Annotated in this window: 24 protein-coding genes and 1 pseudogene; all 25 read right to left on the bottom strand. The window is 37.9% G+C overall.

The window, feature by feature from the left end:
• Positions 1 to 225: transposase (locus Cyrtocomes_RS06070; RefSeq protein ID WP_410519681.1), on the bottom strand; the 225-nt coding region annotated here is incomplete at its 3' end.
• Between the two features lie 115 nt (positions 226 to 340).
• Positions 341 to 850: pseudogene (locus tag Cyrtocomes_RS00505) on the bottom strand (transposase).
• A 205-nt stretch (positions 851 to 1,055) separates the two neighbouring features.
• Positions 1,056 to 1,718: an adenylate kinase gene (locus Cyrtocomes_RS00500; protein WP_322497252.1), complete on the bottom strand. Its 663-nt coding sequence runs from the start codon at positions 1,716 to 1,718 to the stop codon at positions 1,056 to 1,058.
• Positions 1,715 to 3,079 carry a preprotein translocase subunit SecY gene (gene secY, locus Cyrtocomes_RS00495; protein WP_322497251.1) on the bottom strand — a complete coding sequence of 455 codons (1,365 nt, stop codon included), beginning with the start codon at positions 3,077 to 3,079 and terminating at the stop codon, positions 1,715 to 1,717. The genes Cyrtocomes_RS00500 and secY overlap by 4 nt, the downstream gene beginning before the upstream one ends.
• An 8-nt stretch (positions 3,080 to 3,087) precedes the next feature.
• On the bottom strand, positions 3,088 to 3,546 hold the full coding sequence (gene rplO / locus Cyrtocomes_RS00490) for a 50S ribosomal protein L15 (RefSeq protein ID WP_322497250.1): 459 nt from the start codon (positions 3,544 to 3,546) through the stop codon (positions 3,088 to 3,090).
• Positions 3,547 to 3,575: 29 nt separating this feature from the next.
• Positions 3,576 to 4,103, bottom strand: a complete 528-nt coding sequence (gene rpsE / locus Cyrtocomes_RS00485; RefSeq protein ID WP_322497249.1) for a 30S ribosomal protein S5 — start codon at positions 4,101 to 4,103, stop codon at positions 3,576 to 3,578.
• A gap of 14 nt (positions 4,104 to 4,117) precedes the next feature.
• Complete coding sequence (rplR, locus tag Cyrtocomes_RS00480) at positions 4,118 to 4,468, bottom strand: 50S ribosomal protein L18 (protein ID WP_322497248.1); 351 nt, start codon at positions 4,466 to 4,468, stop codon at positions 4,118 to 4,120.
• Positions 4,469 to 4,488: 20 nt separating this feature from the next.
• Positions 4,489 to 5,016 (bottom strand): 50S ribosomal protein L6, encoded by a 528-nt coding sequence (gene rplF, locus Cyrtocomes_RS00475; RefSeq protein ID WP_322497247.1) that lies wholly within the window; start codon positions 5,014 to 5,016, stop codon positions 4,489 to 4,491.
• Positions 5,017 to 5,023: 7 nt separating this feature from the next.
• On the bottom strand, positions 5,024 to 5,422 hold the full coding sequence (gene rpsH, locus Cyrtocomes_RS00470; RefSeq protein WP_322497246.1) for a 30S ribosomal protein S8: 399 nt from the start codon (positions 5,420 to 5,422) through the stop codon (positions 5,024 to 5,026).
• A gap of 13 nt (positions 5,423 to 5,435) precedes the next feature.
• Complete coding sequence (gene rpsN, locus Cyrtocomes_RS00465; RefSeq protein WP_322497245.1) at positions 5,436 to 5,741, bottom strand: 30S ribosomal protein S14; 306 nt, start codon at positions 5,739 to 5,741, stop codon at positions 5,436 to 5,438.
• Positions 5,742 to 5,759: 18 nt separating this feature from the next.
• Positions 5,760 to 6,305 carry a 50S ribosomal protein L5 gene (gene rplE, locus Cyrtocomes_RS00460; RefSeq protein WP_322497244.1) on the bottom strand — a complete coding sequence of 182 codons (546 nt, stop codon included), beginning with the start codon at positions 6,303 to 6,305 and terminating at the stop codon, positions 5,760 to 5,762.
• Between the two features lie 5 nt (positions 6,306 to 6,310).
• A complete protein-coding gene (gene rplX, locus Cyrtocomes_RS00455; RefSeq protein WP_322497243.1) occupies positions 6,311 to 6,628 on the bottom strand; it encodes a 50S ribosomal protein L24 in 318 nt (105 codons plus the stop codon).
• A gap of 9 nt (positions 6,629 to 6,637) precedes the next feature.
• Positions 6,638 to 7,009: a 50S ribosomal protein L14 gene (rplN, locus tag Cyrtocomes_RS00450; protein WP_322497242.1), complete on the bottom strand. Its 372-nt coding sequence runs from the start codon at positions 7,007 to 7,009 to the stop codon at positions 6,638 to 6,640.
• Positions 7,010 to 7,029: 20 nt separating this feature from the next.
• A complete protein-coding gene (gene rpsQ / locus Cyrtocomes_RS00445) occupies positions 7,030 to 7,257 on the bottom strand; it encodes a 30S ribosomal protein S17 (RefSeq protein WP_322497241.1) in 228 nt (75 codons plus the stop codon).
• On the bottom strand, positions 7,254 to 7,442 hold the full coding sequence (gene rpmC / locus Cyrtocomes_RS00440; protein WP_322497240.1) for a 50S ribosomal protein L29: 189 nt from the start codon (positions 7,440 to 7,442) through the stop codon (positions 7,254 to 7,256). Before rpmC ends, rpsQ begins: the two co-directional genes overlap by 4 nt.
• A complete protein-coding gene (gene rplP / locus Cyrtocomes_RS00435; protein WP_322497254.1) occupies positions 7,442 to 7,861 on the bottom strand; it encodes a 50S ribosomal protein L16 in 420 nt (139 codons plus the stop codon). Before rplP ends, rpmC begins: the two co-directional genes overlap by 1 nt.
• 8 nt (positions 7,862 to 7,869) lie before the next feature.
• Entirely contained in the window at positions 7,870 to 8,511 is a 642-nt protein-coding gene (gene rpsC, locus Cyrtocomes_RS00430; RefSeq protein WP_322497239.1) for a 30S ribosomal protein S3, read from the bottom strand.
• Between the two features lie 24 nt (positions 8,512 to 8,535).
• Complete coding sequence (gene rplV, locus Cyrtocomes_RS00425; RefSeq protein ID WP_322497238.1) at positions 8,536 to 8,889, bottom strand: 50S ribosomal protein L22; 354 nt, start codon at positions 8,887 to 8,889, stop codon at positions 8,536 to 8,538.
• 11 nt (positions 8,890 to 8,900) lie between these two features.
• Positions 8,901 to 9,185 (bottom strand): 30S ribosomal protein S19, encoded by a 285-nt coding sequence (gene rpsS / locus Cyrtocomes_RS00420; protein WP_322497237.1) that lies wholly within the window; start codon positions 9,183 to 9,185, stop codon positions 8,901 to 8,903.
• 21 nt (positions 9,186 to 9,206) lie between these two features.
• Positions 9,207 to 10,043 (bottom strand): 50S ribosomal protein L2, encoded by an 837-nt coding sequence (gene rplB / locus Cyrtocomes_RS00415; RefSeq protein WP_322497236.1) that lies wholly within the window; start codon positions 10,041 to 10,043, stop codon positions 9,207 to 9,209.
• A 29-nt stretch (positions 10,044 to 10,072) separates the two neighbouring features.
• On the bottom strand, positions 10,073 to 10,357 hold the full coding sequence (gene rplW / locus Cyrtocomes_RS00410; RefSeq protein WP_322497235.1) for a 50S ribosomal protein L23: 285 nt from the start codon (positions 10,355 to 10,357) through the stop codon (positions 10,073 to 10,075).
• Positions 10,357 to 10,977, bottom strand: coding sequence for a 50S ribosomal protein L4 (rplD, locus tag Cyrtocomes_RS00405; protein ID WP_322497234.1), 621 nt, complete (start codon positions 10,975 to 10,977; stop codon positions 10,357 to 10,359). Before rplD ends, rplW begins: the two co-directional genes overlap by 1 nt.
• A gap of 13 nt (positions 10,978 to 10,990) precedes the next feature.
• The gene (rplC, locus tag Cyrtocomes_RS00400; protein ID WP_322497233.1) at positions 10,991 to 11,587 is read right to left on the bottom strand and encodes a 50S ribosomal protein L3; all 597 of its coding nucleotides are present in this window, start codon (positions 11,585 to 11,587) and stop codon (positions 10,991 to 10,993) included.
• Positions 11,580 to 11,918 carry a 30S ribosomal protein S10 gene (rpsJ, locus tag Cyrtocomes_RS00395; protein ID WP_322497232.1) on the bottom strand — a complete coding sequence of 113 codons (339 nt, stop codon included), beginning with the start codon at positions 11,916 to 11,918 and terminating at the stop codon, positions 11,580 to 11,582. Before rpsJ ends, rplC begins: the two co-directional genes overlap by 8 nt.
• Complete coding sequence (gene tuf, locus Cyrtocomes_RS00390) at positions 11,918 to 13,108, bottom strand: elongation factor Tu (RefSeq protein ID WP_322497231.1); 1,191 nt, start codon at positions 13,106 to 13,108, stop codon at positions 11,918 to 11,920. Before tuf ends, rpsJ begins: the two co-directional genes overlap by 1 nt.
• Positions 13,109 to 13,112: the final 4 nt, after the last annotated feature.

Below are 13,112 nucleotides of genomic sequence, written 5' to 3'. Positions count from 1 at the left end.
AGGATACCTAAAGGACCATTTACCTTCAAAATCCAGTAAAGCCTGCATGGCGGATTCTTCATTTTTTGCTGTATATATGAGCTTTAAATCCGATGTAACCTCTTTATAATGCTTATAACTCACCAATTTTAGGCTGTTTCTATGAACTATACATAGCTGTACTATGGTTTTAGGGAATGTAGCATTAATGGCATCGGGAAATCCAGTAAGACCATCACAGAGCAGGCTATAAGTATATCTTTAACACCCCTGTGTTTGAGCTCATTGAGGATAGACAGCCAAAATTTTGCGCCCTCAGTCTCACAACCATAAGCCTAAAACATCCTTTTTACCCTCCATATTAAACCACATCGCTATATAAGCTCTTGTTAATTATATGCTTTCCATCCCTTACCTTTATAACCATAGCATCAAGATATAGTATTGGATAAATTGCCTCTAATAGCCGCCCCTTCTAACTTCATCTATTACTGCATCTGTTACATTGGATACAAGCTCGGGGCCGACATCTACATTATACATCTATTCAAGATGAGACTGTATGTCCCTGACGCTCATGCCCCTTTTAGTACATTGATAATATTTGCTGATCAAATCCTTTAAAGTGCCTTTGTCGCTTTGGGATAAGCGTAAAACTTCCATCCCTATCTCTTGCTGTCTTAATCCCCAGTTCTCCGTTATCTATCAATAGCTTCTTGCTACCATAACCATTGCGATAGTTGCCATCTTTACTCTTCTCATGCTTCTCTGTTTGAAGGTGATAATCCAGTTCTGCTGACATTGCCCTTTCCAGTATCATCTTCTTCATTTCATTTATCATCTCCACTGGATCGCTACCAGATTTTAGCATTGCATCTATACTATCTGATATTGGATATTTGCTATTATTGTCTTTCTTGCTCATTATTTTAAGATATAAATCGTTAAACGTTATATTCTAGCTTAACAACTTACACACTTACCTTGACGCCTCCCATTAGGATGCTTTGCGCCACCTATTTTTCCATAAGCATTTACTAGATCTAAACTTTTCCTATAGACGTAATGCCTAATAACTAATTTATATCTACTTTATCAAGTAAAAATGTTATATTTTTAAAAACCACTTCTATACTAGCGTCCGCATCTACTTCTAAAAATCTCTTCCTACCTCTATAGAACTCTATAAGTGGAAATGTCTGCTCTTGATATATCTTAATCCTATTTTTTATATTTTCCTTCTCATCATCATCTCTATAGATAAATTTTTTACAACCGCACCTAGTACAGCCGTTAATCTTAACTAGCTGGTTAAGACTTTCATGAAATATATTACCACATGCTGAGCACAAAAATCGTCCCAAAATCCTGCTCGCTAATCTTTCCTTATCCACAACAAGATATATTATAAATATATCCTCGAAACATCCAATTTTCTTTAAAAGCAAATCTAAATAGACAGCCTGATTTAATGTCCTTGGAAATCCATCTAATATGAATCCTTTTTTACAAGATTCGGACCTTATCCTCGCTTCAACTATAGCTTCTACAACTTCATCAGGCACCAAACCACCAGTACGCATTATTTGCGCAACCCTAGCACCTATTTCACTATTATTTTCCATTTCATGCCTAAGGACCTCGCCTGTAGAAAGCTTTGGTATTTCATAATGATCCGAAAGAAGCGCACTTTGAGTACCTTTCCCAACTCCCGGCATGCCAAAAAGTATAAATTTCATCTCAAACCTGTAAAAATTGCTCCACCCTTCTTATACATATGGGAATATTTTTTAAACAAGAAATGAGTTTGTATCTTTGATGTAACATCAATTACTACATTGATAACTATCAAAAGACTTGTACCACCTAAATAAAATGGCACAGAGTAACTAGACATCAATATCTCAGGAACAACACAAACTACTGATATATATAAAGCCCCTATAACAGTAAGTCTAGTTAAAACATAATCTATATAAGATGCAGTTTGCGTACCAGGTCTTTTATTAAGAAGAATAGCTCCGGATTTTTTAAGATTTTCTGCAGTCTCATCAGGGTTCAATACGATAGCTGTGTAAAAAAAGCAGAAGAAACATATTAACCCAGTAAACAACATAACATACAAAGGCTTACCGTGGGAAAGATTTTGAGATATAAACAACTTTAGCCACGAATCATCATTTGATATAAAATTGGAGATTGTAATAGGAAATAAAAGTATTGAACCCGCAAATATAGGCGGTATCACACCTGCTGTGTTTATCCTAAATGGCAGATACGTATCATCTGCCGCAAAAATCTTATTTCCTACTTGCCTTCTAGGATATTGAACAGCTAACCTACGTTGTGATTTCTCCACGTATATGATTAAAAAAACCAATAATGAGATAAAAAACACTATAGATATCAATGAAAAAACATCCATTGAGCCTAATCTTGTCATCTCAAATATGGAAACTATAGCAGATGGTGCCCCAGACACTATACCTGAAAATATTATTAAAGAACTTCCATTACCTATTCCACGAGAAGTTATATAGTCACTCAAGTGTACTACAAACATAGAACCACCAAGCAATGTAAGAGTAGCAATTATCCTAAAGCCCATACCAGGCTCAATTACTATACTTGTCGCCAGGGTAGCAGACATTGATTCCATACCAACAGCCATGCCATAACCCTGAAAGAGAGCTATAAAAATAGTCAAATATTTAGTATATAAATTAATTTTTCTTCTCCCCATTTCCCCTTCTTTCTTCATCTTTTTCAACCCCTCAATTACTGAGGAAAGAAGCTGTATAACAATCGAAGCCGTGATGTATGGCATTATATTTAATGCAAACACAGACATCCTACCTAAGGCGCCACCAGTTAACATATTCAACATGCCAAGTACCCCGCCTGAGTGATGCTCCATTGCTCCTGAGAATGCAACAACATCAATACCAGGTAATGGAATATAAGTACCTAACCTATAAAAAAAAAGAAAAATTAAAACAAAAAAAACACTCCTTAAAAGCCCGGAATCTGCAGATACATCACCATCGTTTGCAGAATCTTCCCTTTTTGCACGCTTATTGAGCCTGTTTAACGATGCCATCTATACTATTATATTATTTCCACAACACAACCAGATTTTTCAAGACACTCACGAGCGCCAGAACTTATAGCAGATAGCATAACCCTTGAAAGCCCAGATAACTTATCAGAAGATCCTATAAGCTTTAAAGATTTTGCAGATTTTCTAAGCTCACCCGCTTTTATTAATAAATCTATGCTCAATTCTGTACTTAAAACACCATTTAAAACAAGCTTTTCTACAGTAGAGAGAGAAAGCACATCAAACTTCTTTCTGGTAAAATTATTAAAACCTCTCTTTGGTAACCTCCTATATAATGGAGTTTGCCCACCTTCGAATAATGGACTTATAGAACCACCAGCTCTTGCTGTTTGGCCTTTACCACCTCTACCAGCAGTTTTACCTTTTCCAGATCCTATACCCCTACCAACTACCTTTCTCGATTTTCTTGAACCTTCTTTAGGTTTGAGAGAATTTAACAAACTCATAATAAATCAAAACTATAAAAATACTAAAACTAACCCCTTTTACTTTTTTTTGTAGTAAAAACTTCAGCCACCTTCTTGCCACGCTTTGCCGCTATATATCTTGGCGATCTTATAGTCTTAATCCCATCTATTGCTGCTCTTGTATAATTATGAGGATTAGTTGAACCTATTGATTTTGCAACAATATCTTTCGCGCCCCAAAGCTCCAATATAGAACGGAGAGGACCACCAGCTATGATGCCTGTACCAGATGGGGCAGGCTTAAGCTTAACCCTAGCAGAACAAAATTTAAAGCAAACTTCATGATGAAGAGTCTTTCCATCTTTCATTGGTATCTTAATCATATTCACCCTAGCAAGACGGGAAGCCTTTTCCATAGAATCAGCAAGCTCTGAAGCCTTACCAAACCCTATACCAATTTTACCTTTACCATCTCCGGCAGCAACCATTACAGAAAAAGAAAATCTTCTTCCGCCCTTAACCACCTTAGTACAACGAGCCACATGTACAAGCTTTTCTGATATATCAGAATTATTACTCTTAGAAGCCTTCAACATAATATCACAATAAACTAAAATCTAAGACCAGCCTTCCTTGCAGAATCAGCAAGAGCTTTGATACAGCCATGATATTTATAACCACCACGATCAAAAACAACCTCATTAACCCCTTTTGCAATTGCATTTTTCGCTATCACATCACCGAGCCGCTCAGCAGAAGAAGCATTAGCAACAACACCACTAAACTCCTTAGAGAGCGTAGAAACGGCCGCCAGTGTCACCCCCTTACTATCATCTATTACCTGCACATAGATATGCTTGTTAGACTTATACACAGAAAGCCTACATTTATCACCAGAAACACTACTTAACTTATGCCTGGTCCTATTTTTTCTTCTTATTGAATTCGCTAACTTAGACATAAAACAAAAATAAATAAAACCTACTTCTTTTTCCCCTCTTTTCTAAGGACTTTCTCATCCCCATATATAACACCTTTGCCTTTATAAGGCTCTGGAGGCCTAAACCCTCTTATTTCAGCAGAAACAAGCCCAACCTTTTGCTTATCTGCACCAAAAACAAGAATCGAAGTAGGAGTCTCACAACTTATCTTGATATCGTGCGGAATTGGATAAGCTATATCATGACTGTAACCCAATGAAAGGAACAGAACAGAACCCTTTATTTGAGCCTTATAACCAACGCCAACTAAATTCATCTTTTTTGACCACCCCTTGGAAACACCGATAACAGCATTGTTTACAAGACTCCTTACAAGCCCCCAAAGCCTCCGTTCATCTGTTTTTAAGGAAAATTTCAACTCACTATCAACAATAGAATAATCAAGATGCTCCCCAAAATATGGAAGATTTATAGAACCAATAGGACCAGACACAGAAATACTCTTGTCAGAAACACTTAAAGAAACAGCGCTTGGCAGCGCTATAGGAGCTTTCCCTGTACGAGACATAAAAATATTAAAAAACTCTACACAAAACTTCTCCTCCCAGACCAAGCTTTCTAGCCATACGATCAGAGACTACCCCAGCAGAAGTAGATAAAACGGAAATACCAAGACCACCATACATCTCTTTTAAATTTGCAATCGATGTATAAAACCTACAACCAGGCTTAGAAACTCTAGTTATTTCCGATATCACAGGGGAATCCCTGTAATACTTTAAATCAACTTTTAAAAACTTCGGATAAGAAGATGATTCAACTTCAGAAAAACTCCTTATATACCCTTCTTCCAAAAGAACACCGAGCAATGCCAAAATCATCTTGGACTTTAACACCAACACACCACCTTTACCAGCACGCTGAGCATTCCTTATTCTTGTTATAGAATCAGAAACTAAATCGTTAACAAACATAAAAATATACAAATCACCAACTAGCTTTCCTCACACCAGGCATCTGCCCAGCGAGGGCAAGAGACCGTAATACTATCCTTGAAACACCAAAAAATCCATAATATCCAGCAGATCTACCACTAACATTACACCTCTTCTTAGACCTACACGGAGATGAGTCTCTTGGCATCTTTGCTAGCTTCATCGAAGCTTTAAAACGCTCCTCAAGAGTCGCCTTCTTATCTCTAGCTATACTCCTAATCTCAGACCTCTCAACCAGATACTTATGATAAACAGAAATTTTAGATAAATTTCTCTCCACAACACTTTTTTTTGGCATAACCTATTAAAATCACAACTATATTATAAACGGTACATTAAACGCCTGGAGCAATGCCTTAGCTTCTTCATCGCTCCTAGAACTAGTTACTATAACTATATTCATACCACGAGTAGCACTAACATTATCATACTCTATCTCTGGAAATACCATCTGCTCCTTTAATCCTAAAGCAAAATTGCCATTACCATCAAATTGAGCCGCCCTCATTCCTCTAAAATCTTTTATTTGAGGAAAAGCTATATGTACAAGACGATCGATAAACTCGTACATCATTTTTCTCCTAAGCGTAACCTTACACCCGACAGGCATGCCTTTTCTTAATTTAAAGGCGGCTATCGATTTCTTGGCTTTCGTAACAACAGGCTTTTGACCGGTTATTAAGAAAAGTTCCTCACAAGCCTCTGCCACATACTTTGCATCCCCTAACTGAGAACCAAGCCCCATACTGACAACGACCTTTTCAAAGGCGGGAACAGACATCAAATTCTTCTTACCAAGAGCCTTGGCCAAAGAAGGCCTTACCTCATCACAATATTTCTGATATAACCTAGCTTTATTCATAAAAATTAACTAAAAATCTGCCCTGATTTTTTATAAAACCGCGAGCTAGTACCATCCTCTAAAATCCTAACCCCAACCCTAGTAGCCTTACCAGTAACAGGATCTATATGAGAGAGATTAGAGATATGTATACCAGCAAGCTTCTCTATTTTACCACCTTCTGGGTTGATACGACTAGGCTTAGAATGCTTTAAAACAATCCCAACACCATCAACAACTGCCCTATCATCCCTCAAAATCTTCAAAACAACCCCGCTCTTTCCTTTCGAGGAACCAGCCCTGACTAAAACTTTATCACCTTTCTTAAATTTCCTCATAATCAATAAAAACGACTAAACAATCTCAGGCGCCAAAGAAAGAAGCTTTGAAAACCCCCTCTTCCTCAATTCAGTAGGCAATGGACCAAAAACCCTAGTTCCAACAGGCTCGCCTTGTTTATTTAAAAGAACAGCGGAATTAACATCGAACCTCAATATGCTACCATCTTTCCTTTGAACTTCTTTCTTAGTCCTTACAAGCGCAGCTCTAAAAACATCTCCTTTCTTTACCTTCGAAGATGATGATGAAAGCTTTATTACGGAAACAACTATAGTATCACCTATACTTGCAAACATCTTTTTAGCACCACCAAGAACCTTTACACATCTCAAAATTTTAGCACCCGAATTATCAGCCGCCTCAAGTTTTGACCCCATCTGTATCATAAAAATCCTAAAACCAAAAATTAACGCTGATCAGCAACCCAGCACTTACGCTTCGAGATAGGAGCGGACTCTGATATCCAAACCTCATCACCGACCTTATACAACCCTCCTTCATCGTGTACAAGATATTTCTTACTTCTTGATACAATTTTTTTATATTTAGGGTGACTAACAGTCCTAGAAACTAAAACCGAGATAGTTTTAGTAGAACTACATTTCACAACCACCCCATGTAATCTTCTTCTCATTTCCTTCTTTGATTTAAAATAGTAAACAATCTAGCAACATCCCTTTTTATCATTCTCATTCTTGAAATATTCTTAACTTCAGACATAACCTTTGAGAATCTAAGATTCATATGCTCTCTTTTAAGCTCACCTATGCGCACCAACAACTCCTTATCAGGCAAGGCCTTTATTTCATCGATTTTCATTAGATATCACCACCAATTTTTTCAACAAATTTAGTTTTTACAGGCAACTTAGCAGCAGCTCTCTCAAAAGCACCAGCGGCTTGATCTTTCGTCACACCAGAAAGTTCAAATAAGATTCTACCACATTCAATTCGAGCACCCCAAAATTCTACAGAACCCTTACCGCTACCCATCCTGACATCAGCAGGCTTTTTTGTAACAGGAAGATCAGGAAAGACCCTAATCCAGAGCTTGCCAGCCCTCTTTAAATAATTGTTTATAGCTTTACGAGCAGATTCTATCTGCCTAGCAGTTAAGCGAACACAACCAATAGCTTTTAACCCATATTCACCGAAAGCAATCCGAGCCCCACCTTTTGTAATGCCCCTAACCCTTCCTTTAAAAGCTTTTCTATATTTAGTTTTTTTAGGAGAAAGTATCATAAAATTTAGTTAGAAGAATGATCTTTTTTAGCACCTCTTGCTATCCACACCTTTAGTCCTATGGATCCATAAACGGTATGGGCTATCGCAAAGCCATAATCAATAAAAGATCTCAGCTCATGCAAAGGTATGCGCCCCTCACTATACCACTGAGACCTTGCTATCTCGGCCCCAGCTATTCTACCACTTATCTTCACCTTAATACCTTCGGCACCCATGCGCATAGCAGCTTGCATAGCACGTTTTGCCAATTTTCTGAAAGAAACTCTCTTCTCAACTTGAGATGCAATACTCTCTGCAACTAAAGTTGCATCTAATTCCACCCTCTTTATTCCCTCTATATTGACAGAAACTTCCCTAGATACTACCTGCTCAGCAAAAGACTTAATTTTAGCTATATCCCTACCCTTACTTCCTATAATAACACCTGGCCTTGCCGCCTTAACTGTTAGACGAACTTTACTCGCGACACGCTCTATATGAACAGAGCTAACACCAGCAGAACGAATATTCTTCTTAACATATTCCCTTATTTTCAAATCTTGTAAAAGATTTTCTGAATAATCCTTACTACCAGCATACCAAGAAGCAGACCATTCAGAAGATATGCCAAGACGAAAGCCTATAGGATGTACTTTTTGACCCATTTATAAACACATATAATACAAATACTATTTTTCAGCAACCAATATAGATATCATGCTCCTAGACTTTTCAATTCTAGACGCCCTACCACGCGCCCTAGCATGAAACCTCTTCATAGTAAAAGATTTCCCCACCAAAACCTCTTTTACATACAAACTATCTATATCCATTCCATGATTATTCTCAGCATTAGAGATTGCAGACTTAAGCAGCTCATATATATATTTAGCTACCTTTTTTCTACAATACTGCAACTGTATCAGCGCAGCAGAAGTATCCTTCTTTCTAATCAAATCTGCTACTAAATTAATTTTTTGCACACTAGATGGTACATGAAAACTCCTAGCTTTACAAAAAGTCTTATCCAAATTTTCTTTCATAATAAATAAACCTACTTACCTTTCACAGCTTTTCTATTTCCAGAATGGCCTTTAAAAGTCCTAGTATGAGAAAACTCACCTAATTTTTTACCAACCATAGACTCTTTAACAAGAACAGGTATGAATTTCATCCCATTATGCACCGCAAACGTCAGATTAACAAAACTAGGAAGTATAGTAGACCTCCTAGACCACGTCTTTATAACAGAACGAGAACCTGAAGCCAAAACTTTTTTCACCTTCTCATACAAATGAGAATCCGTAAAAGGCCCCTTCCAAATCGATCTTTTTCCCATAACAACTATAACATATATAAACTATCTCTTAGCATGACGAGAACTCACTCTCCACTTATCAGTGCGGCTATTATTTCTTGTCTTTTTACCTTTTGTAGGCTTACCCCAAGGAGTAACAGGATGCCTACCTCCAGAAGTTTTACCTTCACCACCACCATGCGGGTGATCTATAGGATTCATAGCAACACCTCTAACCTTAGATCTTCTACCTAACCACCTCGTGGCCCCAGCCTTTCCCAATTTTATATTTTTTATATCAGCATTAGAGACTTCGCCAACAACAGCGCTACAATCACTGGATACATATCTAACCTCACCAGATGGAAGCTTCACCATAGCAAGCCCGCCGCTTTTATTCATCAATCTAGCACAAGTACCAGCAGACCTAACTAACTGGGCACCTTTTCCAGGTTTTAGCTCTATATTATGTACAAATATACCTGCTGGTATATATTTCAACGGCATTGCATTCCCAACCTGGATCTGAGATCCAACCTCGCCAGAAGAAACAGTATCTCCCTCCTTTAAACCTTTTGGACAAATGATATATGAGAGACCATCAGTATCAACACACTTCACTAAAGCTATAAGAGCAGTCCTATTTGGATCATATTCTATCCTTTGCACAACCCCGCGGGTAAAAGAAGATCTATTAAAATCAATTTTTCTATATTTCCTTCTATGCATAGAGCCCCTAGCTCTTACAGTTACCCTACCTAGTGAATTTCTACCACCAGATGACCTAATACCCTCCACAAGAGATTTTTCCGGATCCCCCTTCCATAGAGAAGATTTAGATATATAGACCTTCTGTCTCTGCCCAGCCGTTACAGAACCCTTTCTCTTTAAAACCACCATTTCTTCACTTTAAATTAATACATTAAGCTTTATTTAAAAGCATCTATAGAAAAACCCTTCTCCAGAGTCACTATAGCTTTTTTATTACTCTTGCTTTTCCCCCGAACGCCTTTAAAATTCCTAGGCTTAGGCACCCCATTAATAATATTGATTTTTTTAACTTTTACATCAAAAAACTTCTCTATAGCAACTTTAATCATCTGCTTATCTGAAGATTGATGTACAAAAAACGAATATTTCAAAAATAGGTCAACACCTTTAGCAGCCTTTTCCGTAACAACAGGACGCTGTATTATATCTTGATAAAACTTCATTATTTTAACCTTTGTTCTATTTTTTCTAAAGAAGACAATGAAATTAGTAACTTTTCATGTCTCACTATATCTAGCACATTCAGTCCCTCCACCTTAATTAGATCAGTTTTATGTAAGTTAGCCACAGATTTACACAACTTATGATCGAAAAAAGAATCCACGATCAAAACATCGCTACCAAAAAAAGAGATTTTACGCTTTACACCAGATGAACTATACGAATCACCCAAAGGAGCAAAATCATCTATTATAAACAATCTACCCTCCTTTAAATAATGAGATAAAGACATTTTAAGCGATAATTTTCTCAACTTTTTATTAAGGGAGAATTCATGATCTCTCTTATGCGGCCCAAATATTATAGCACCACCCCTAAATTGCGCCCTTCTATTAGAACCATGTCTAGCACCTCCGGTACCTTTTTGCCTATATATCTTTCTTGTAGAGCCCTCAACATCAGCAACAGTCTTGGTGCTATGATTTCCGGACCTCCTCTTGGCCATCTGCCATCTTAAAACTTCATGAATAATATCATACCTAGGCTCTATAGAGAAAATCGAATCTTCAAGAAAAACCTCCCCTCTCTTTTCACCCGTTATATCTAAAACTTGATAATTCATATAATTAACTTACCTACGCATTAAGAAAAGGTTTCTTTACAGAGTCCGTAACAAACAACAAGGAATGTCTATGACCTGGAACGGACCCCATCACAACCAACAACCCTAACTCCTCATCTATCTCAAATACAGAAAGATTTTGAGAGGTTACATTCCTATCACCCATATGACCACTCATCTTCTTACCCTTGAACACCCGCCCAGGATAAGCTCTATTACCAGTCGAACCATGAGATCTGTGCGAAACGGAAACACCATGCGAAGCCTCTAAACCAGCAAAATTATGCCTTTTCATAGAACCGGCGAATCCCTTACCTATACTAGAGCCAGATACATCTATAAAAGAACAACCTTTAAAAGATGAAGCATCAACCTTATCACCAACTTTATAAGAATGTAAATTGGATAAGAATCTCAACTCTTTTAATTTAAGCTTCTTTCCAAATTTATATTTCAGCACAGCGGCACTATAACCATGTTTCTCATGAGTTTTCATAGAACAAATCTCAGAATCCAAAACCCTTAAAACAGTCACTGGAATCGAAGAACCATCATTAGAAAAAACTTGAGACATCCCAAGTTTCTCAACCGGACAACCTATATTAGCCATTAGAATTTACCCCATAACCACCATCAGAAGAAGCTTTTATCTCTACATGAACACCAGAAGCTATATCAAGCTTCATCATTGCATCCACAGCCTGAGGCGACGCCTCAACTATCAAAAGCCTCGAATGATATATAATCTCAAACTGTTCCCTGGATTTTTTATCGATACTAGGAGCCCTATTAACCGTAAATACTTTACGTTTACTTGGTAGCGGAATCACACCTCTAACCCTAGACCCAGCCCTGAGAACAGTATCCACTATCTCGCAAACAGATGCATCAAGAACCCTATGCTCAACAGCTTTTAACTTTAATCTAATTTTCTGCTGCATTACTCTAATATCTCAGAAACAACACCAGCCCCAACAGTCCTACCACCCTCTCTGATGGCAAATCTCAACCCATTAGTCATAGCAATAGGAGAAATAAGCTCAACCTCCATTTCAGCATTATCACCAGGAAGAATCATCTGTACACCATCTTTTAACTTTACAGAACCCGTCACGTCTGTTGTTCTAAAATAGAACTGAGGCCTATAATTAGAAGCAAATGGTGTATGCCTCCCCCCCTCTTCTTTTGTCAAAATATATACCTCACAACGAAACTTATGATGTGGCTTAATACTACCAGGCTTAGCTAAAACATGCCCACGCTCAACCTCACTTCTATCTACACCTCTAAGCAAAATTCCAACGTTATCACCAGCTTGACCAGCATCAAGTTGTTTTCTGAACATTTCTATCCCAGTACAAACAGTCTTCTTAGTAGAACCAAGACCCACTATCTCTATCTCTTCACCAACAGCAATACGCCCCTCTTCAATTCTACCAGTCGCAACTGTACCACGACCAGATATGCTCATAACATCTTCTACAGACATCAAGAATGGCTTGTCAAGCTCCCTAACAGGAACCGCAATATAATTATCTACCGCCTTAATTAATTCAAGTATTGCACCTTCTCCAATACCAGACAAATCACCCTCCAAGGCCTTAAGAGCAGAGCCCTTTATCACAGGTGCATTATCACCATCAAAACCATACGCACTTAACAAATCCCTAATCTCCATCTCAACAAGCTCGAGCATCTCAGGATCGTCCACCATATCCACCTTATTTAGAAACACAACTATACTAGGTAGACCAACTTGCCTAGCTAAAAGTATATGCTCCCTTGTCTGTGGCATAGCACCATCAGTAGCACTAACAACGAGTATAGCACCATCCATCTGAGCAGCACCAGTTATCATGTTTTTTACATAGTCTGCATGCCCAGGACAATCAACATGACCATAATGCCTAGACTCACTTTCATACTCAACATGCGCAGTATTAATCGTAATACCCCTCTTCTTTTCTTCAGGAGCCGTGTCTATCTGATCATAAGACTTGTTCTGCGCCATACCCTTTTTTGAAAGCACAAAAGTAATAGAAGCAGTTAACGTAGTTTTTCCATGATCAACGTGACCTATAGTACCCACATTCATGTGAGGCTTGTTACGCTCAAACTTACCAACAGCCATATTT

The sequence above is a fragment of the Candidatus Cyrtobacter comes genome, from assembly GCF_034470605.1.
GTDB classification, from domain to species: domain Bacteria; phylum Pseudomonadota; class Alphaproteobacteria; order Rickettsiales; family Midichloriaceae; genus Cyrtobacter; species Cyrtobacter comes.
The sequence above is the reverse complement of the archived record's forward strand: the minus strand, read 5'-3'. Positions and strand labels throughout refer to the sequence as shown.

Coding starts and splice junctions, on each gene's coding strand:
- rpsE (WP_322497249.1), bottom strand. CDS start 4,103: ATGTTGAAGGCTTCTAAGAGTAATAATTCTGATATATCAGAAAAGCTT.
- rpsC (WP_322497239.1), bottom strand. CDS start 8,511: ATGGGTCAAAAAGTACATCCTATAGGCTTTCGTCTTGGCATATCTTCT.
- rplD (WP_322497234.1), bottom strand. CDS start 10,977: ATGAATTATCAAGTTTTAGATATAACGGGTGAAAAGAGAGGGGAGGTT.
- rplE (WP_322497244.1), bottom strand. CDS start 6,305: ATGAATAAAGCTAGGTTATATCAGAAATATTGTGATGAGGTAAGGCCT.
- rpsJ (WP_322497232.1), bottom strand. CDS start 11,918: ATGCAGCAGAAAATTAGATTAAAGTTAAAAGCTGTTGAGCATAGGGTT.
- rplB (WP_322497236.1), bottom strand. CDS start 10,043: ATGGTGGTTTTAAAGAGAAAGGGTTCTGTAACGGCTGGGCAGAGACAG.
- rplR (WP_322497248.1), bottom strand. CDS start 4,468: ATGTCTAAGTTAGCGAATTCAATAAGAAGAAAAAATAGGACCAGGCAT.
- secY (WP_322497251.1), bottom strand. CDS start 3,079: ATGGCATCGTTAAACAGGCTCAATAAGCGTGCAAAAAGGGAAGATTCT.
- rpsH (WP_322497246.1), bottom strand. CDS start 5,422: ATGTTTGTTAACGATTTAGTTTCTGATTCTATAACAAGAATAAGGAAT.
- rplC (WP_322497233.1), bottom strand. CDS start 11,587: ATGGCTAATATAGGTTGTCCGGTTGAGAAACTTGGGATGTCTCAAGTT.
- rpmC (WP_322497240.1), bottom strand. CDS start 7,442: ATGAAAATCGATGAAATAAAGGCCTTGCCTGATAAGGAGTTGTTGGTG.
- rpsN (WP_322497245.1), bottom strand. CDS start 5,741: ATGCCAAAAAAAAGTGTTGTGGAGAGAAATTTATCTAAAATTTCTGTT.
- rplF (WP_322497247.1), bottom strand. CDS start 5,016: ATGTCTCGTACAGGGAAAGCTCCTATAGCGCTGCCAAGCGCTGTTTCT.
- Cyrtocomes_RS00500 (WP_322497252.1), bottom strand. CDS start 1,718: ATGAAATTTATACTTTTTGGCATGCCGGGAGTTGGGAAAGGTACTCAA.
- rpsQ (WP_322497241.1), bottom strand. CDS start 7,257: ATGAGAAGAAGATTACATGGGGTGGTTGTGAAATGTAGTTCTACTAAA.
- rplV (WP_322497238.1), bottom strand. CDS start 8,889: ATGAAAGAAAATTTGGATAAGACTTTTTGTAAAGCTAGGAGTTTTCAT.
- rpsS (WP_322497237.1), bottom strand. CDS start 9,185: ATGGGAAAAAGATCGATTTGGAAGGGGCCTTTTACGGATTCTCATTTG.
- tuf (WP_322497231.1), bottom strand. CDS start 13,108: ATGGCTGTTGGTAAGTTTGAGCGTAACAAGCCTCACATGAATGTGGGT.
- rplN (WP_322497242.1), bottom strand. CDS start 7,009: ATGATACAGATGGGGTCAAAACTTGAGGCGGCTGATAATTCGGGTGCT.
- rplW (WP_322497235.1), bottom strand. CDS start 10,357: ATGAAGTTTTATCAAGATATAATACAGCGTCCTGTTGTTACGGAAAAG.
- rplO (WP_322497250.1), bottom strand. CDS start 3,546: ATGAGTTTGTTAAATTCTCTCAAACCTAAAGAAGGTTCAAGAAAATCG.